The organism is Bacteroidota bacterium (assembly GCA_016715425.1).
GTDB lineage: Bacteria > Bacteroidota > Bacteroidia > Chitinophagales > BACL12 > JADKAC01.
Window position 1 is genome coordinate 1 of record JADKAC010000006.1, and the last position, 19191, is coordinate 19191.

Sequence of the window (19191 nt, forward strand, 5' to 3'; positions counted from 1 at the left end):
GACACTGCTAACTTTGAACTGAATGCATAAACCAAACTTTTTCATTTACCATGACAAACAAATAATGATTAGAAAGATTCAACTTGGCAAAACAATCTGAGTTTTCAAGGACTACAAGTGGGACAATTCACAGACGGCATAAAAGACTTCAAGGAGAAGAATGTAATTTATGGCTGAACTATTCAGGCAAGACAACAACTTGCGAATATTTTCTTCGCTTCGGGACAAACAAATTCACGAAAAATATCCACGTGCAGGGAGCTTTAAGATTGTTTGCGATGATGACAAGAAAGAACTTTACACAGGCTGACTTGACAACATTTGGATATGGAGTGGTGTATTCAATCTAGAGCTTATCAAGCAACAAAAGGGATACGAATGAAAGTTTGGATGCAATTTCCTTTGATGTTGGACAGAATGTAGGAATCAGAGAAGAGATTGAAAAAATGAAGACCGAATAAATTCCATTGAGGGGACAGAAACTATTATTGGAAAAAAGGCAACCACCAACCTGCCTAGACGAGTTTAACAATCTCGAAGGATGGAAGCATACCAATGAGGCATTTGGACAATAAAGATTGATGCTTTTAACAGAGTCCAATAGAGTTCAACAAAGGACACTTAAAAGGAATAAAACACAAGTTGGAAAAATAACCTTGCAGCACAATATTAATTGTAGATGCGAACATCTTAGCAGAAATCAAAAGACTGCACTTGCAAGCAACGACAAAAACGAAATTGATAAAATAGTTTTACGCAAAGCGTAAACTATTTATGATAGCGTTGAGGCTATTCTAAAAGTAGAGCCACTTCAAACAGAAGTCATTGAAGTTTTAGAAAACAACAATGATATTTTATAAGTGGGCAAAAGAAGGGCTTGAATTGCATACCCACGATAACAAAGAAGATTGTTCCTTTTATGTGAAATAAAATTACAAAAGACAGATATAATTTACTTAACACCAAGCTAAATGCTTCTGCCAAACTCCTGCTCTGAAAGAAAATTGCAAGCTGTTACTAACAAACGAATCAACGGCACTTGACAATCCTAAAACATACCGAAAAGTAAAATGACTTTACTGATAAAATGCCACAAACGAATTTGAAAACAAGTTGAGAAATGGAAGGAAATAAAAAAGTATATAAGAAATTTTAAAGAGCTTTTCAGACGAATTAGATAGAAAAGAGAACGGAAATATTTTTAATTTCTCTCACAGTAATTGAATATGATTTGGTTTCTGTAGACGGTGTTAGGTGAACTGGATTGTTGGGACATCCAAAAATAATTGATACTCATAACGCTTTTGTAAAAACTTAATGAACAGCAAAATACAGCTCGGAGAAATTAAAAACATCCTGTTGCTGACTTCTTGGACAGAGAGATATGGTCAAAGAAAATGCGAAAAATTATTCTGTTGAATGTTTAAGAAAATACGATTGTCTAATTGCTAAAATTAAAATCTAAGAACAATGAACCCTTTAGCAAAACTTAAAAAGATGTTGTTGCTGGCAAAAAGAACTTGATAAATTTTATTAAGGCATTTTTTTAAATCGTGAAGACATAAAAATTCATCTAACAATGGACGACAGATTTGCATTGCAAAGAGGAAATGATTTTGCTGAAAATTTAAGCGAAGGTGGGAGACTGTACCTCATTCGCTTATTTTTAGTTACATTAGATGTTTTCACGGAGAGAAAGAAACGAAGAAACAATTATTTTATTGACGACCCAATCCCAAGTCTTGATGCAAATCATATAGCACAGATTTATTCTCTAATAAACTCTCGCTTCTTTAGAAAAGGCGAAGACCTATTGCAGCCAGAGGCCGCAATCAATTGTTTCAAGCAACTTTTTATTTCTACACACAATTTTGAATTTTTCTCCTTCCTAAAAGATTCATCACAACTCAATAAATACAACAGTAATCCTAAACACCCGTTGTCATTACTATTTTATCTACATTGAATCGGTGAAGACAACTCTTCAAATAATCCCTTTACCTAAAAGTTTGAGACTTAAATCTGAGTATGTTTATTTGTTTCAAATTCTATTCAAGTTTCATAAAGACGGTTGCAAATTGGAAGACGATAGCTTACACTTATGCCAAATGCTTTAAGACGATTTCGAAATTTATACTTTGATGAAATCTCTGACTCAACTGGAGAAGTTGATAACCGAATTGACTTATTATTGGCAACACTCATAATTTAAAAATACTGCATCACTTCTCTCATTTCACGACATTTGAAAAGGCAACAAAACATGATGAGTTAATTATGTTACTACCTGACGCAATGGAAGAAACTTATGGACATTGATAAAGAACACGCTCAAATATTTTGAATCATTAAAGAGAGCAATTAACGAACCTTAATAACATGACTACGAAACTTGAAACGATGATTCCTGATGACAGTAGCCCAGTAGATAACAGGCGTTTTGGCAAAAAAGCGGGTTCAAAGTGCTTAAATGAAGTTTTGTGCTTCGTATCAAGTTCATGCTGGCAGACAGTTTTGTGCTTCGAAATCCGCTTCTTCGCCAAGCGCCAAACGTTATAGCCAATGGTGGACGACCGTTACAACGACAAACGACCGACCGGAAAATTTAAACATAAAACAAAGACAAACCATTTGACAGGTGACCAAAGACATCAGAAACAATATTGCAAATGGACAGCATCTTAACCGACCCGCTGACCAACTTATATTTTTATTTTTCCCCACCGCACAAACAAATTGAAATGCTGCCGACACACAATTGGCACATTTACGCAAGCCGCACAAGCCGACACACAAACCCAAGCTTGCAAAAGAGCCAATTCTCCCACCCACCACGGAACGGTAACGGACTTTAAAACGTAATTTTGAGTATCTTAACCGACTGGAAATTGTATTGAATTAAATGGCAGAAAGAAGCAAAAGCCAAGAATAAAAATTAATAAACTCCTTGAGGAATCAGGGTGGAGCTTCTTTGACACTGGACAAGAGTAAGGCGACTATTAAACTTGAATCTTCCATCACAATGGACGATTTAGGCGAAGACTTTGAACATTCAAAAACGGTTTCATCGACTTTTTACTGGTTGACGAAAACCAAAACCCAATACTTGTTTTAGAAGCTAAGAAAGAAAGTTTGAATCCACTTGTTGGGAAAAGAACAAGCAAGAAATTATGCCAAATCTCAAAAGGTTAAATTCATTATCCTTTCCAAACGGAACGCTTCATTATTTATGGAACATTGAAACTGGAAACCCTGAACAAATACAAGTATTCCCGACACTTGAATCCATCAAACAATATTATCAATTTAATCCCGAGCCAAGTAAATTAGTTAGCGAAGAAATTAATGACGACTATGTTGTTTTAACTCAACTTCCGAACTACAAACAAATACCAGAGTTTCAAGACGAACACAAAAGAAGGATTTAATTTTCAATTTAGCGTCGTTTCCTTCGCTATTATCAAAAGTTGAAGCAGTCAAAAGCGGTTCAACAATCAGCAACGAAGGCAAAAAGCGTCTCTTATTGGAAATGGCAACAGGTACAGGAAAAACCTTGACTGCTGCTGCATTGATCAAACTCTTTTACAGAACTGGAAACGCAAGACGCATTTTATTTTTGGTTGACCGTTTGGAATTGGAAGAACAAGCAGAAAGATTTTACCAACTATTTAAAAAAACGACATTACAACAGTTGTTTACAAAGAGAAGAAAAACGGATTGGCGTAAAGCCGACATCGTTGTTACCACCATTCAATCGTTAATGGTAAACAACAAATACAAAACACTATTCTCACCGACCGACTTTGATTTAATTATTTCCCGATGAATCGCACCGACTTTTAGGTGGCGGAAACAGCAGAGCATTGTTTGAATATTTCTTGGGTTACAAACTAGGTTTTAACGCACACCAAAAGATTACTTAAAACATTTAGACACCAACAACATTGACGACCCAAGAGAAATGGAACGAAGAATGTTACTTGACACCTACACAACCTTCGGTTGTGAGAGTGGCATTCCTACGTATCGTTATACACTTGTGGACGGTGCTAAAGACGGCTATTTACGACAGCCGATTGTTGTTGATGCAAGAACGGATGTTACTACCAAACTTTTATCGGAACAAGGTTACGGGATTATGGTAACGGTTGCTAGTACCGAACAAGAAGACATTTTAGAAGAGGTAAATTACAAGCAAAATCATTTTGAACGGAAATTTTTCAGTGATGAAACCAACCGTGTTTTTTGCAAAACATTTATTGAAAACGGACTGAAAGACCCAATCAATGGAGAGTTTGGAAAGTTTGGTTTTTTTGTTTCGCAAAACCACGCTGCAAAAAATTGGCTCAATTGCTCAATGAATATGCACACCAATATTTCTGGCAAGTATCAAAGCGACTTTGCAGTTCAAGTAACTTCCAATGTGCAAAACAGTCAGCAAATGACTGTTGATTTTAGCAACGATAAATTACTAGGCTTTAGCAATTTTGCCAAAGACAAAGAAATTTTAGAATCTGCAAAACAAGTAAGGCAAGAGTTTGTGTAACCGTTGGAATGATGACAACTGGTTGGGATTGCCCAAATATTTTGAACCTTGGTTTTAATGAGACCAATTTTTTCTCCAACAGAATTTATTCAGATAAAAGGACGAGGAACTCATATTCAAATTTGAACACAAGTTCAAAATGACTTAGGCGAAGAAGAATCTGTTTCGATTGACAAAACAGCCTTTAAACTCTTTGACTTCTTTGCTACTTGCGAATACTTTGAAGAAAATATCAGTACGACCAAGTATTGAAATTGCCTGTAAACTTTGACAAAGGCGATGATATGCCGATGGTGGACAACAACACCCATTAAACCCAAAAGAGAAGGTTACGAATACAAAGAGGACGACAGAATCCATTCTTTCCACGAGCAGCAAAGTTGACTTTACAGGAATGAAAAGTTGACCGAATGTTTTTCAGTTTGAAGAAAAGGAAAACTGATGATGAAATAACACAACTGATGGAGGCAGGTGATGTGGAAGTAGCTGCAAGAGCCAAAGAAAAAATATGACAACAAACCTGAAGAATATTTTGACTTAGAAAAATTACCCAAGTCATTAAAAATTGACCGGTAAATTGGTTGGCGTGAATTGTTTGGAACTCATTTATTTCGGTAATCAAATAAAGGCAAAGACGATTTGTTAAGTGATGAATTTGAAAATTCATTAGCACCAACAACGTTTCCAACATCCAAGATTGCAAGGCTTACGCTATTTCTTTTGCGTGCATATATCACTGACCCAAGTGTGAGAAACATTATAGACCAACAAGATTTTACAGAATTATATCACAACCCAAGTTTTAATGTAGAAGACTTTAACCGTGTGGACGATGAAATGAAAAGCAAATTGCCTTACTACATTAAAACCTACGTTCCATTAAATAAATTTTTATCTGCCTAAGAAATGTTAGACGCAACTACAAAGAAGAATATTGACGATTGCCGTGATGTGTTGGTAGGTAAAGTGCCCGACCCGAAAAGCCAGATTGAGCAAATTACATTGGCTCTATCTATAAGTTTATGGACGATATGGATAAAAGCCGTTGAAGTTTAAAAGGCAAAGCAAAAAATTCTTTTCAGGCGAATATGCCAAATACGGTTGAGAAAATTATTTGACCCTTCGTTAAGCGGAATTGATATGCTTTTCGCTTATAGCGAAGCATTGGAAAAATTAAATACCAATCCCAACATTCCCGAACTGTTCCGTAACATTTTAAAAATGCTTATTTGCCTTACCGCGAACCAAGCACTTTAAAACTGTTTTAAAATACATTAACGAATTTGAATACAGCCACAGCGAGAAACTGGGTGATGCTTTTGAATACTTGTTGAGTGTAATGGGAAGCCAAAGGCGATGCAAGGGCAGTTTAGGACACCCCGACACATTATTGATTTTGTAACGGCTTGTGTAAACCCACAGAAAAACGAAACTGTACTTGACCCAGCTTGTGGAACAGCAGGTTTCTTATTGAGTGCCTACAAACACATATTAAATCAAAACACCGACAAACGCCAAGGCGATAAACTAAACCAGACGATAGAAAAACTCGCAACCAATTTTGTGGGTTACGACATAAGCCCCGATATGGTGCGGTTGAGTTTAGCAAATATGTATTTACACGGTTTTGCAACGCCACTTATCCACGAGTACGACAGTTTGAGTAGTGAAGACCGTTGGCAAGAAACCTTTGATGTATATTGGCTAATCCGCCATTTATGACACCGAAAGGCGGCATACGACCACACAAGAGATTTAGTGTAAGTGCAAAAAAAAGCGAAGTGTTATTTGTGGATTATATTGTTGAACATCTAAATACAAACGGTCGTGCAGGAATAATTGTGCCCGAAGGAATAATTTTTCAAAATGGTAGTGCTTATTCCAATTTAAGGAAAATAATGTTAGACAACAATCTTGTGGAGTTGTAAGCTTGCCAGTTGGTGTCTTTAATCCTTATACAAGAACAACCAAAACAAGCATTTTAATTTTTGACAAACAAATTAGGAACAACATTAATGGAGTTTTCTTTCTTAAAATAAGTAATGATGGCTTTGAGCTTGGTTCTGAACGCAAACCTATAGATTAAAATGACCACCTAATGCACTCCGATATAATTAATAAACTGCGTAAAACAAAACCAAAATGAAGTTCGCAATTCCGAATTGTCATTTACTATTCTCTCAAAAGAGCAAATACTAGAAAGACCAGGCTATAATCTTGCAATACTTAATGATGTAGAAGAAGCAGAAGATGAGAATTATGATAATATTGAAATTGGTAAAATACTTTAGCCGATTAAAAAATCAGTAAAGTTGGATGATTCAGTAATTTATAAACAGATTACTGTAAAAATGAATGGTAAAGGTGTAATTCTTAGGCAAGAAATAATTGGTTCTAAAATCAAAACTAAAAGCCAATTTCTTGCATCAAAAGGCAACTTCATTATGTCAAAAATTGATGCGAGAAATGGGGCATTTGGAATTGTTCCTGCTGAATTGAACGGTGCTATTGTAACTCAAGACTTTCCACTTTTTAAAGTGAATTCGGAGGTTATGTTACCTCAATTTTTAAACATCGTTATACAGTCCCCACAGTTTATAAAGATTTGCCAAACAACGAGTGTAGGCACTTCCAATAGAAGAAGATTGAAGGTTGACAAATTCTTAAAATCACGAATTCCACTTCCGAATATCGAAGAACAATCTAAATTTCTTGAGAGAATAAATGCAATTAATCAAAATTGATGACTTGAAAGGAAATAGGCATATTGAATGTTGAAATGAATATAGAAGTTTTAAATGTTTGGGGCGCAAAAATGAAGTGGAAATAAATTAATAATATACATACAATAATGACAGATAACGCAGCACATAATTTATTGAATCTGACTTTGCAAACTGGATGGTTGGTAAAGGAAAAAATAGAAAAAGAGATAATCAAACTGGTTCTTTCTTTTCGGTTTGTTACCTAGTTGAAAAGGACGGAGAAACTTGTTTCTTAAAGGCTTTTGATATCATGAAGTTTAATTCCATTTCTATTCCCGGAACTGGTATAATGGACGTTATGAATGATATGTCAACTGCATACAAATACGAAAGAGATTTATCAGAATTCTGTAAAAACAAACACGTTACAAAAGTTTCATTTGTACGTGAAGCTGGCGAGAAAAAATGTAAAAGGATATTCTTTTTCTATTGTTCCATATTTAATTTTTGATTTAGCTGAAGGTGATATAAGAAAGCGTTTAGATTTTTCCACAAAACTTGATTATGCTTGGCGATTGAAGTCATTACATGATATTGCAGTTGGCTTAAAACAACTACATCAAATTGAAGTTTCGCATCAAGATTTAAAGCCTTCAAATGTTTTGGTATTTAGTTCTGAAAGTAAATTAGGTGACTTAGGACGTTCAATGTGCAAGGATATGGATGGGCCTTATAATAAAATGGCATTTACGGGTGACAATACTTATGCACCACCTGAAATTATGTATGGATATTATGAAAAGGACTGGTTAAAACGTGTGTTTGCAACTGACTGTTATTTACTTGGTAGCTTAGTAGTTTTCTATTTTTCGGGAATAAGTATGTCTGCACTCATTGAAAGCAAATACCTGATAATTTTAGTTGGGAAAAATGGAAAGGAACATTTGACGAATTAAAATATTATCTTGAAGATGGATTCTCTAAAGCTTTGCGGGAGTTTGAAGATAATATTTCACAAGAGGAATTTAAAACAGATTTAAGAGTTCTTATTGAGTATTTGTGCCATCCATTTCGAAAAAAAGAGGACACCCAAAAAGTGTTTTATCAAAAGGAAGTAACTACAGTCTTGAGAGATTTGTAACTATGCTAGATGTTTTAAAACGTAAAGCTGAATTAATTGTAAAGAGTTAAGAATTGGCAAATCTATTTGAACATAAAGACCGAAGGGTAGTTCCAAACTGGAGAAGTTTTGGTAAAACTACCGTACTTGGCGAATTGAATTCGTTTCAGGAAGAAAGAGCAATACCATCAAATGTAGTTACAATTGATGATTATATTCTCGATTGGAAATTTAATAGAACTGTAATTCACGCTTCTGATTTACTGAGTGCAGCCTTAGTAAATAACTTCATCAATGATGGCAACGTAATTGAAGCAGCCAATTTTGTACTTCAAAATTCTGGCAAAGCAACAAAATCGCAAGTGTCTTTAGCCAATAAAATTCTGAACAAACCTGAAATTATTGACTTATCAGTTGCATTCAAGACTGTTACATTTGATAACTTAAGTGGACTAATTAATCCAGCTCCAATTCATCAAAAAATTAAGGAGACAAGAGATTTATTGAAATTCTATCCTTACAATGCAATATTGTATGTAGAACTTTCAAGGTATTATTCAATACTTGGAAATAGAGAAAAGGCAATAAAAGCAATGAAGACAGCATTGCATTTAACTGAAAATAACAGGTTTGTTTTAAGAAGTGCAACAAGATTATTTGCTCATTATGATGAATTAGATTATGTTCATGATATACTACGAAAAAGCCCACTAACGAACTTTGACCCTTGGTTAACATCAGCTGAAATTTCAATCTCCACAATTAGAAATCGGACATCAAGATTTATAAAAAGGGAATTGAACTTATAAACTCAAAAAACATTTCACCATTTAACTTTACTGAATTAGCCAGTTCACTTGGCACAGTTGAACTACTAAATGGTAGTGTTAAAAAAAGTAGAGAGTTATTCAATAAAGCATTGATAAACCCTAATGATAATTCATTAGCACAAGTTGAGTGGGCTACAATAAAAGATAATCAACTAAACTTAAATCCATCAATCTATAACGTAGGTTTAAATTTTGAAGCACAGGCACTTGATAATTTTCAAAATCATGATTATGAATTGGCTTTAGACAATGCTGCCAAATGGTTCATGGATATGCCATTTTCAAAAAGACCAATAATGTTTGGTTCAAACTTAGCAAGTACAATTCTTAAAGACCAAGAAAAATCTATTGCTTTTCTTAATGCAGGTTTACACAGTCATCCAAATGATCCTCAATTAATAAATAATTTAGCGTATGCTTTGGCACTTGACAATAGAGCAAAAGAAGCATTTGAACATTTAAATAAAATTAAACACGACATCCAATTAGACGAACCAACAAGAATTTGTTTAACAGCTACTAAAGGACTTGCAATGTTTCGTAGTGGTTTTGCTGACCCAGGCAGACACTTGTACATTGAAGCAATTGAAAGAACCAAACAAGCAAAAAACCAAACACTTAATTGGATTGCAATTCTAAACTATGCAAGAGAAGAAATAAGAATAGGTTCAGAATACATAGAACCAGTAATGGAAGCAGTTGCAAAATACCAATTGAAAGCAAAGACATTGAAGTAACAGTTTTAAGAAAAGATATAATGGAAGCATACGAAAAACATAAACAGACAAAGACATAGCCATCGCACAGGTGTAAGCACATTTGCAATTCGCACAAGCCAACGCACAGACCAAAAATTGCAAAAGAGCTTCCACCTCACCGACCCAAAAGAGAATTTCATTTTTTTTTCTCCAACGCTTTAAAAAATAAAAAACGCAACGCACAACCGACACTCAATGACACAGAAACTCAATACTGACAATGGTTTGCAAGGACGGTGGACAAAAACCACTGGCTATAACAGCACCTACCCAAAAGGCGGGGTTTCGTGTTCCAAAGACAGTTTTGTGGTTAATGGAAGTTTAGTTTTTCAAATCAAGTTTTGTGGTAAAAGTCCCGCCCTTCGGGTAGCTGCAAAACGTTAGGCGTAATGCTATGACGACCCTGCAAACAAAAGACATATGAATATTTTACAGAAAATATCAAGACAAATAATTAAGAAATCGTTTAACCTTTCGGTTTGGACAATCGAGCAATTTCACGACAAAAATTACTATGCTGACCAAGTAGAAAATTTAAGAAAATATCCAATTGGAACGTTAGGACACGACATTGCTAAATGCCTTGACGACAATAAGCTTGGACTTGTTCCTAAATATGAAAGTCACGACCTAAAACACGTATTGCTCGACTTTAAAATGACACCCGTTGACGAAATTAGAATGCAAGCGTTTATGTTAGGAAACGGCAATTATACAATTCCTTGTTTTGCTATTCTGACATTTGGAGCAATCCTTTTGCCAGACGAGTGGTTGACATTTTATAAGGATTTTAAAAGCGGACAAAAATCCAAACCTATTTCAAGTTGGACAATTGAAGAATGTGCTGATATCCAAACGCAATCTTTAAGAAAACAAGTAATCGAGACGAGAACTGAAAAACAAACAATATTAACAATGAAGACTATTACTAAATATGGAGCATTGGCTTCAATTATTGCTGGAATATTTGGAATGCTATTTTGCTTACCATTTCTATTTTCTTCAAACATTGCGGACTTAATTGGAGCAGGTTTTCCTTTTTATTGGTGGAGCAGTTTTGATAGTAGGCGGACTATTTACACTTTCAAATCTAACCCGACCAACTCCAAAATATGCTTAACGAAGGACGAGAAATGCCAGCCACTAATCGAGTAGACGGCTCCGTCAACTTTCGCTGACGGAGTGCGCCTCTCACACCACTAATCATACGGGTCTCGTAATTAGCGGTTCATTAAGTTGTGGGGATACACAGGTGTAATATTGCAGCATGGATTGATACCCTTTTTTTCTTAACCTTTCCAAAGTAATGGTTGTAGTGAGTATAGGTGATTGCGCTATCGCCCAGCCTCCTTTTCTCGTGCGACTTAACATATAGGCATGTCGCTGGTCAACTCCTAATCGGATCAGGTTTTCCGTTTCCTCTCCGGCTTTTCCAGTCATGCCAGATGCAGTAGCGCAGCCTGTTTCTTACCCAGCTATCCACAGCTTTGAGTTTGCCCGAAATACTCGCCATTCGGAAGTAGTTGATCCATCCCGTTGCACTTCTTTGAGTTTCTTTATCCGCTCATCAAAGCTGGCAGGTAGGGTCTTCGCTGGCAGGTAGGGTCTTCTTTGTAATGGCTTTGAGCTTTTCAAACTCCCTAAAAACTACCCACACATTTCTGTTGAATAGTAATTGCATTTTATGGGTGTTAATTTGCAATTTTATGTATGTAATACATACAAGGAACAAATAGAAATCAAGCTATCCTTTTTAGTGAAAACTTAGATGAAATTAATAGTACAGATAATGATGTGCGACTGATAGATTTATTTGCAGAAGGATATTAAGTTTAATATGCCAATTTGTTTTTTCAGCACAGAAAGTATTCTTATAAAAAAATCATCTCTGTAAGCCGCTTAAACCCCATTCAATAAGTTTTTAAAAGCGAGAATTATTACCTTTAAAAAGTAATGGAGGTTTTTAGACAGACTGACGTTAGCGGGTCATTGTAGGACGACAAACTTAACAGAACAAATAATGAATATTCAAGACCAAATCAAAGAATACATTGCTTCACAACCTGAGACAAAACGTTCAGACATCGAAACCTTGCATAAACGCATACTTAAAGCATTACCAAAATGTAAATTATGGTTTTTAGATGGTAAAGACGACAAAGGGAAAATTGTTACCAATCCTAATATTGGCTACGGACTTCTGATCATAAAATATGCTGACGGTAAAACCAAAGAATTCTACCAAGTTGGTATCAGTGCAAACACGACAGGAATATCTGTTTATATTATGGGTATTCAAGATAAAAAGTATTTACCTGAAACCTATGGAAAAACAATAGGTAAGGCAAGTGTAACGGGCTATTGTATTAAGTTCAAATCACTTGAAGACATTAATATTGAGATACTTGATGTTGCCATTCGAGACGGTGTTGAGCAGACAACAAACTGAAAATTATAAAGTAATTAAATGACAACAACCAATCAAGACAAAAAACAACGCAATATTTGTGGTGAAAATCGACACCTTCGCCAAGCTGCAAAACGTAAAACTGTCTAAAAGCCACCCACACATTTCCATTGAATAACAATTGCATTTTATAGGTTAGGATTTGCAATCTTATATATGCAATACATACTAGAATCCCATAGAAATAATGTGGTATTATCTGCATCGAAATAGATATACTTATCCAGATCCAGCATATCAAAATCCAGATTTCTTGAAATAAATCCTCAATGCTATGATGTGAGTGAAAATAATTCATTGATAGCTGTTGAAACAAAAGGTTAACTCAACTAAAAATCAAATTTTAAAAAAGAAGAAATTCATTTGCATATTTGCCTTCAGTCAATTGCAGTTAATTAATTTAATTCCTATTTAAATATTCATAATAAAGGCTTTCACGTGATTACTCAAATCACAACAGTATAATTTGAATTCACATTGATTAAGAAAGAAAAACAAACTACAGTATTTTGCAGCTAAACTTCACTATACTTTTAGACCTCATAGGCACATTCGCTTTTGCAATAAGTGGTATTCGGATAGCATCAGGTAAACAAATTGATTGGTTTGGTGCATTCGTTATTGGTTTGGTAACCGCTATTGGAGGAGGAACACTCAGAGACATATTGCTTGAAACTACCCCTTTTTGGATGACGGATGCCAAATATTTTCTGACCGTAGGAGTTGCCCTTGTTGTTACATTGCTGTTTAAAGAAAAACTATTTAAATGGGGCAATACATTGTTTTTGTTTGACACCATCGGACTTGGGTTATTTACAATAGTTGGTATTACCAAAAGCATCGATGCAGGACTACCTTTTTGGGTCTGTATTGTTATGGGAACAATTACAGGTTCTGTTGGTGGTGTAGTAAGAGATGTATTGCTAAACGAAGTGCCTTTGATTTTCCGAAAAGACATTTATGCTCTTGCGTGTGTTGCAGGTGGAGGAGTTTATTTCATATGTAGTTACCTTAACTTGCCGACAGGTTTGACAGAAATTATTGCTGCATTAACTGTAATTGTAATTCGATTGTTAGCCGTAAAATTTCATATTCATTTACCGCAGCTACAGCCAATGCACAAAAACTGAACGACTAAATGAATTAAAGAATGAGAAAATTTGCAGAAGAAACTGCGTTCAGAGAAACAAGTTTTTGTCCAAGAAGTGTCTCCCGCTGCAAGCGGTGACGCTGCGCAAATGAATTTAGTACTACTTCCGTTTCCGCAGGTTTCTTGTCTCCATTAAAAATAATTAATCCATAAAATCTCAATTCATCAGGGCGTAATTTCTTCCTGTCATCCATCCACAAATAGTAATCAACTTCTTCATCATAATGCATTATACATCGGCTTTTGAGTTTTTCAAACCACATGAAAACCCTAATTATGTTTTCGAATTCGAATGAGCGAAAACAATTATTGGAAAAAGCGGTTTTATAATTTTTAAATTTTATTGCCCGATCAAAAATTGGCTTGATAAATTCTGAAGACCAAGTTAAAGAGAACGTATAAAATGGATCATTTATAATAAATACAATAAGAAACCGAATTGGAATTAATTAATGTCCTTCAAAATAATTATTTGACTTAATAGAATATTATGAAAAAATCCTCAAAATTTATCCCTTTAATCTGTATAAGTGCATTGGCATTGATGACCAGTTGTAACCAAAACGATAAGAAAGCGGAAGATTCCAAATCTGAATTGGCACTGACTACTGAGGAAGTTAAGGATATCGCTGCTGACGGGTTCGTTTATGGTCTGCCTCTGGCAATGAACTATGCCGTAATGAATGAGTATGCGGTTGATTCAACTTCGAGTCAGTATAAAGCACCATTCAACCAAATAAAGAACGAGCCACGTGTTTATACTTATAAAGATGTGGCAATTCTCAGCGCAAACAGCGATACACCCTACTCGGTTGCATGGCTAGATTTACGTGCCGAGCCTGTAGTGATCACAGTACCGGAGGTAGAAAAAGGGCGCTACTATTCTGTACAATTGGTGGATGGTAACCTCTACAACAGAGGCTACATCGGCAGCCGTACAACAGGCAATGGAGCTGGAACTTATGTGGTGGTCGGTCCTGATTGGAAAGGCGAAATGCCAACTGGCTTCGGACAAGTATTTCATTCAACTACACCATTTATGTTGGTCATTTTCCGCACCCAGCTTTTCAATCCCAAGGATATGCCCAATGTGATAAAGATCCAATCTGGATACAATATCCAAACACTTTCAGCTTTTCAAAAACAACCTGCACCTGCTGCTGCACCTAAAATCAACTTCTTACCTGCGACTGCAGCCGAGGTGAAAAATAATTTTTGGAACTATCTAAATGCTGCGCTTAACTATATTCCTGAATCAGATATGGACAAGGACATTAGAGCCAGATTAGCCAAGTTAGGTATTGGTGCAGGGATGACATTTGACATGACAAAACTATCTACTGAGCAACAACAAGCTATGGCCGAAGGAATGAAAGCAGGCGATGCTAAAGTCACTGAATTTGTAGCTGCCGGCGCCACCGATGTGAATGGTTGGCAAGTAGGATCACTATGGGGAGATAGCGATTTCTATAATGGGGACTGGCTAAAACGTGCCGGAGGAGGCAGGGCAGGAATCTATGGAAATAATGCCGAAGAGGCTATGTATCTGTTAGGTCGAAAGGATGCAAAAGGTGAAATCCTGGATGGTAGCAAGCATAATTATACTCTCACTTTCCCAGCCGGTTCTTTACCACCTGTCAATGCATTTTGGTCGGTAACCATGTACTATGGCGACAATCAACTACTGGTCAAAAATCCGATTGACCGATATCTGATTAATACGCCAATGTTATCGGAAATGAAGAAAAACAAAGATGGCTCAATGACATTGTATATCCAGAAAGATTCTCCTGGCAAAGACAAAGAATCTAATTGGTTACCAGCACCGGATGGTCCTATCTATTTAGCACTGCGTTTATACTGGCCAACACCGGCGTCTGAAGCTTCTTCGGTATTACCTCCTGGTAAAGGAAGTTGGGGACCTCCGGGTGTGGAGGTTGCTGATTGATACTGACCATCAATAATTTTTATATAGCAAATATTTATACGCTATTAATATGGTATATGAAATTAAAAATTAAGAGCGCAGTAAATAGTGTGTCAAGACGCTGTTTACTGCGGTTTTGAAAAAAAAATAATAACATATTTTATTTTGTCCAAGCAGCGTCTCCCTCTGCAAGCGGTGACGCTGCGTAAATCAATTTAATACTACTTCCATTTCAACAGGGTTCTTGTCTTCATTAAAAAATAAATAATGCGCAAAATCTCGATAGTTATCGAGGCGCCATTCCTTCACTCCATAATTCTTAAAATGCAATCAAATTCCACAACCAGAAACTATCTGCGGCGGTTATTGAGAATCTGACCTCACAGAAAAAAGACATTTTTGTAATTCACGTAAATCCCTTTGAATAACTTTTTAAAAGCGAGATTTGCAATCTTTAAAAAGCAATTAAGGTTTGGAGACGGACTGACGTTGTATGCAAATAACATTAACTCAAACATTATTACATTCCTTGTATTCAAAACATTACTATCCATTTACTAAAAACCTAAATTCACTAAGACTAAAAGCATTATGAAACAACAATACTATCTTTCAATTGCAATCTGTTTGCTTACGCTGTTTGCTTGGAGTTGTCAAAATACAAATGAGAATAAAACAAACAAAAATGAAAGTGGAGAAACTTCAATAGAATCAATCAAAGAGAAGTATAATACAAACATCCCCGATAAAATATTGACGCCTGATGTGGTAGAGACAAGAATTGGAACTCTGAAATTCTTTGACGGATACCCATCAGTGGAAACCACAGAAAAACTTTATGACAACCTTGATTTTATGCGAGGAGTTGAGTCCTTCTTAAATGGAATTCCAGCAACGTCCATAGAAGGTTTGCGAACCGGTTTACAAGATGTGGGTGTAAAAAACTCTAATCAAGTATTAATTTTTGATGATCTGATGGATTCCAATCCCTTGTTTTTAACAGGTAACACCAGCACTGTATATGCCTTAGCTTTTTTGAACTTACTAGAAAGCGGACCCACAGTTGTGGAAGTGCCTGCGGGTTCTGGTCCAGGCACTGTAAATGATGCATATTTTAGGTTTGTGATTGATATGGGTGCGCCCGGACCAGACAGAGGAAAGGGAGGTAAATATTTGATTTTGCCACCGGATTATGAAGGAGAAATACCGGCAGGCTACTTTGTGGCGAAATCAACAAGCTATGTCAACTGCATTGTTCTTAGAGGATTTTTAGTGGATGGTAAAACCGATGTGTCTTCTAAAATGTATCGTGATGGCTTAAAAATATATCCACTTAAGGATAAAAGTAATCCTCCAGCAATGGAATTTATTAATGGTTCAAAGAATGATTTTAATACGATTCATGCTAACAACTATGATTTTTACACAGAATTAAATACCGTTATTCAGCGTGAACCTGTTTCATTTTTGGATCCTGAGTTAAGGGGACTATTTGCCAGTATTGGAATTCAAAAAGGATTGACTTTTGCTCCAGACGCACGAATGAAGGCTATCTTAATAGAAGCTGTTGCAGTTGGTAATGCTACTGCTCGTGCCATTACTTTTAAAACGAGAGAGGAATCTGCTGCATTATTTAAGACCGGACATTGGGAGTCAGCATTCATTGGCGGAAGCTATGAATGGTTAAAAGATGAAGGAAATGGAGGGCGTTTTTTAGATGCAAGAACAAGATTTTTCTATGGTGCTACTGTAAACACACCTGCCATGGTGTTAAAGATGGTTGGCTTAGGTTCGCAATATGCGTTAGCCGTTCTTGATTCAAAGGGAAATTATCTTGATGGCAATAAAAATTATACCCTAAACATTCCTGCAAATGTACCGGCAAAGGATTTTTGGTCGATTGTAATGTACGATCCTCAAACACGTTCAGAGCTGCAAACAGACCAACCTCTCCCAAGTATAAGTAGCCAAAGAACCCCACTTGTTAAGAATGAAGATGGCTCAGTTACTTTATTTTTTGGACCGACCAATAGTGCTCCCAAAGGAATGGAAGCCAACTGGTTACAGTCCGTATCCGGTAAAGGCTTTTTTGTTTTGTTTAGATTGTATGGCCCGCTAGAACCTTGGTTTGATAAAACATGGCAACCTGGTGATTTCGAGGTTGTAGAATAACTGTATTGAACAAAGTGTATGTGAACATGGTGAGGATTATGAAGTACCCTTATCTATACTTGAAAAAACCAAATCATTTAAAAATTCAACTATTTCAGTCTCATTATCCCTTTTGCTAAAGTCGGTAAGTGCTGAAAGATTATGCATAAAGAAGTTCTGAAAGTGTGCTATTTCAACAATCGTAGAAGCTAAAGATTTAGGAAATTTATAATTAGGATTGTATTCTAAAATAGCATTGCCAATCAATGTACTTAAATCCTTATACGGTTGAAAAAATTGTAATTTGTTATTTTCCTCTACTTGCTTGGTTAAATAGGCTTTCGAGCCTTCTGCAACAATTACATGATGTAGCAAGCTTTCATCAATATAACTTGTTAGTTTATCATCCTCAATTGGAGATGATAATATGCTTATTATTTTACGTAGTTTAACTTTAGGGACATCTATGTTATTTGTTTGAAATGCGATTTGAAATCCAATCCACCCAAAATACCATGCAGTAATGTAGATTAATAATTTATGTTTATTTTCAAAGTAACGATAAATACCTGCTTCTGTCGAACCAATATCTTCAGCGAGTTTTTTAAAGTTGAAAGCTTCAAAACCCAACTTATAAATTAGCTCTACACTATGTTTTAAAATTTTTCTTCCCAACTCGGTATCTTCAGGATTACGAATATATAAACCTGCATTCATTTTTATTTTGAACTGATATTCCATAGTTGTTGCGCTTTCCTCAAAAATTTAAACAAAGCTATGGAAATAAGTTTTACATTTTTATGTGATAGTAATGCTTTCATGTAGAATAGTTTGACTACTTTTGTTAGCCAAATATCTAAACCAATAAATGGATGTAATATTAGAATACCTTCAACACCTATTAGACCCTGATTGGATAATGAAAAATGGCGGATTATATTTAGTCTTGCTTATTTTATTTATTGAAACAGGCATTATAATTGGCTTTTTTCTGCCGGGGGATCCTCTTTTATTTATTTCGGGAATGATAATCTCCTCTGCTAATGAAACTCCATATCCTTTTGCCAATCAATTTCTTAATCTTCTGTTTTGGATGATGTTGTTTGCGGTCTCAACAATTCTGGGGAACTTCTTCGGGTACTGGTTTGGCTATAAATTCAAACATAAAGTAAACATAAAAGAAGACACCTGGTTTTTGAAAAGGAAACATATTCAAACAGCACACGATTTTTATGAAAAAAGAGGAGGCTTTGCCATTGCTATCGCCCGCTTTTTACCCATAGTAAGAACGTTTGCGCCAATCATAGCTGGAACAGTAGAAATGAACTATAAAAAGTTTGCATTTTATAATATTATCGGAGCGGTTGTATGGGTAGGCAGTATTACCTCACTAGGTTATGTTTTAGGCGATATTCCCTGGGTTAAAAGCAACTTAGAATATATTATTATAGGATTGGTTATAATAGTTACATCGCCTATAATAATAAAACTTGCCAAGAAAAAAGAAAAAATTAATCACACTTAAGTATATCGAATT

17 protein-coding genes and 2 pseudogenes are annotated in these 19191 nt (G+C 35.6%); 16 read left to right on the top strand and 3 right to left on the bottom strand.

The window, feature by feature from the left end; all coding sequences use genetic code 11:
• The first annotated feature begins 1579 nt into the window (after positions 1-1579).
• From IPN31_11580 to IPN31_11630, 11 genes and pseudogenes are all read left to right on the top strand, one after another.
• Positions 1580-1966: an AAA family ATPase gene (locus tag IPN31_11580; GenBank protein MBK8682523.1), complete on the top strand. Its 387-nt coding sequence runs from the start codon at positions 1580-1582 to the stop codon at positions 1964-1966.
• Between the two features lie 1204 nt (positions 1967-3170).
• Positions 3171-3428, top strand: a complete 258-nt coding sequence (locus IPN31_11585) for a hypothetical protein (protein MBK8682524.1) — start codon at positions 3171-3173, stop codon at positions 3426-3428.
• Positions 3428-3826 carry a DEAD/DEAH box helicase family protein gene (locus IPN31_11590; protein ID MBK8682525.1) on the top strand — a complete coding sequence of 133 codons (399 nt, stop codon included), beginning with the start codon at positions 3428-3430 and terminating at the stop codon, positions 3824-3826. The genes IPN31_11585 and IPN31_11590 overlap by 1 nt, the downstream gene beginning before the upstream one ends.
• Positions 3827-3961: 135 nt before the next feature.
• Positions 3962-4546, top strand: a complete 585-nt coding sequence (locus IPN31_11595) for a hypothetical protein (protein MBK8682526.1) — start codon at positions 3962-3964, stop codon at positions 4544-4546.
• A gap of 639 nt (positions 4547-5185) precedes the next feature.
• A complete protein-coding gene (locus IPN31_11600; GenBank protein MBK8682527.1) occupies positions 5186-5449 on the top strand; it encodes a hypothetical protein in 264 nt (87 codons plus the stop codon).
• Between the two features lie 3 nt (positions 5450-5452).
• Positions 5453-6632, top strand: a pseudogene (locus tag IPN31_11605) (SAM-dependent DNA methyltransferase).
• A gap of 226 nt (positions 6633-6858) precedes the next feature.
• Complete coding sequence (locus IPN31_11610; protein MBK8682528.1) at positions 6859-7290, top strand: restriction endonuclease subunit S; 432 nt, start codon at positions 6859-6861, stop codon at positions 7288-7290.
• 407 nt (positions 7291-7697) lie between these two features.
• Positions 7698-8207 (top strand): protein kinase family protein, encoded by a 510-nt coding sequence (locus IPN31_11615; protein MBK8682529.1) that lies wholly within the window; start codon positions 7698-7700, stop codon positions 8205-8207.
• A gap of 238 nt (positions 8208-8445) precedes the next feature.
• Positions 8446-9180, top strand: a complete 735-nt coding sequence (locus IPN31_11620; protein ID MBK8682530.1) for a hypothetical protein — start codon at positions 8446-8448, stop codon at positions 9178-9180.
• A gap of 110 nt (positions 9181-9290) precedes the next feature.
• The gene (locus IPN31_11625) at positions 9291-9938 is read left to right on the top strand and encodes a hypothetical protein (GenBank protein MBK8682531.1); all 648 of its coding nucleotides are present in this window, start codon (positions 9291-9293) and stop codon (positions 9936-9938) included.
• A gap of 441 nt (positions 9939-10379) precedes the next feature.
• A complete protein-coding gene (locus IPN31_11630) occupies positions 10380-11114 on the top strand; it encodes a hypothetical protein (protein MBK8682532.1) in 735 nt (244 codons plus the stop codon).
• Positions 11115-11162: 48 nt separating this feature from the next.
• Here the strand turns inward: IPN31_11630 and IPN31_11635 are convergent.
• Positions 11163-11640: pseudogene (locus IPN31_11635) on the bottom strand (hypothetical protein).
• Between the two features lie 339 nt (positions 11641-11979).
• Here IPN31_11635 and IPN31_11640 point away from each other — a divergent pair.
• Both IPN31_11640 and IPN31_11645 read left to right on the top strand, forming a co-directional pair.
• Entirely contained in the window at positions 11980-12408 is a 429-nt protein-coding gene (locus IPN31_11640; protein MBK8682533.1) for a DUF1801 domain-containing protein, read from the top strand.
• A gap of 527 nt (positions 12409-12935) precedes the next feature.
• The gene (locus IPN31_11645; GenBank protein ID MBK8682534.1) at positions 12936-13556 is read left to right on the top strand and encodes a trimeric intracellular cation channel family protein; all 621 of its coding nucleotides are present in this window, start codon (positions 12936-12938) and stop codon (positions 13554-13556) included.
• Between the two features lie 13 nt (positions 13557-13569).
• Here the strand turns inward: IPN31_11645 and IPN31_11650 are convergent, their stop codons facing one another.
• Positions 13570-13839 carry a hypothetical protein gene (locus IPN31_11650; GenBank protein ID MBK8682535.1) on the bottom strand — a complete coding sequence of 90 codons (270 nt, stop codon included), beginning with the start codon at positions 13837-13839 and terminating at the stop codon, positions 13570-13572.
• A gap of 227 nt (positions 13840-14066) precedes the next feature.
• Here IPN31_11650 and IPN31_11655 point away from each other — a divergent pair, with 227 nt between their 5' ends.
• Positions 14067-15524, top strand: a complete 1458-nt coding sequence (locus IPN31_11655; protein ID MBK8682536.1) for a DUF1254 domain-containing protein — start codon at positions 14067-14069, stop codon at positions 15522-15524.
• Positions 15525-16094: 570 nt separating this feature from the next.
• The gene (locus IPN31_11660) at positions 16095-17675 is read left to right on the top strand and encodes a DUF1254 domain-containing protein (protein ID MBK8682537.1); all 1581 of its coding nucleotides are present in this window, start codon (positions 16095-16097) and stop codon (positions 17673-17675) included.
• A 36-nt stretch (positions 17676-17711) separates the two neighbouring features.
• On the opposite strand, the gene IPN31_11665 is transcribed toward IPN31_11660, so the two are convergent.
• Complete coding sequence (locus IPN31_11665) at positions 17712-18395, bottom strand: TetR/AcrR family transcriptional regulator (GenBank protein MBK8682538.1); 684 nt, start codon at positions 18393-18395, stop codon at positions 17712-17714.
• A 127-nt stretch (positions 18396-18522) separates the two neighbouring features.
• On the opposite strand from IPN31_11665, the gene IPN31_11670 reads away from it, so the two are divergent.
• The gene (locus tag IPN31_11670; GenBank protein MBK8682539.1) at positions 18523-19179 is read left to right on the top strand and encodes a VTT domain-containing protein; all 657 of its coding nucleotides are present in this window, start codon (positions 18523-18525) and stop codon (positions 19177-19179) included.
• The last annotated feature ends 12 nt before the right edge of the window (positions 19180-19191 follow it).

What these genes read in the sequence shown, in the direction of transcription:
- IPN31_11580 (MBK8682523.1), top strand. Translation starts at nt 1,580, where the DNA reads ATGGACGACAGATTTGCATTGCAAAGAGGAAATGATTTTGCTGAAAAT.
- IPN31_11585 (MBK8682524.1), top strand. Translation starts at nt 3,171, where the DNA reads ATGCCAAATCTCAAAAGGTTAAATTCATTATCCTTTCCAAACGGAACG.
- IPN31_11595 (MBK8682526.1), top strand. Translation starts at nt 3,962, where the DNA reads ATGGAACGAAGAATGTTACTTGACACCTACACAACCTTCGGTTGTGAG.
- IPN31_11630 (MBK8682532.1), top strand. Translation starts at nt 10,380, where the DNA reads ATGAATATTTTACAGAAAATATCAAGACAAATAATTAAGAAATCGTTT.
- IPN31_11640 (MBK8682533.1), top strand. Translation starts at nt 11,980, where the DNA reads ATGAATATTCAAGACCAAATCAAAGAATACATTGCTTCACAACCTGAG.
- IPN31_11650 (MBK8682535.1), bottom strand. Translation starts at nt 13,839, where the DNA reads ATGTGGTTTGAAAAACTCAAAAGCCGATGTATAATGCATTATGATGAA.
- IPN31_11655 (MBK8682536.1), top strand. Translation starts at nt 14,067, where the DNA reads ATGAAAAAATCCTCAAAATTTATCCCTTTAATCTGTATAAGTGCATTG.
- IPN31_11660 (MBK8682537.1), top strand. Translation starts at nt 16,095, where the DNA reads ATGAAACAACAATACTATCTTTCAATTGCAATCTGTTTGCTTACGCTG.
- IPN31_11665 (MBK8682538.1), bottom strand. Translation starts at nt 18,395, where the DNA reads ATGGAATATCAGTTCAAAATAAAAATGAATGCAGGTTTATATATTCGT.
- IPN31_11670 (MBK8682539.1), top strand. Translation starts at nt 18,523, where the DNA reads ATGGATGTAATATTAGAATACCTTCAACACCTATTAGACCCTGATTGG.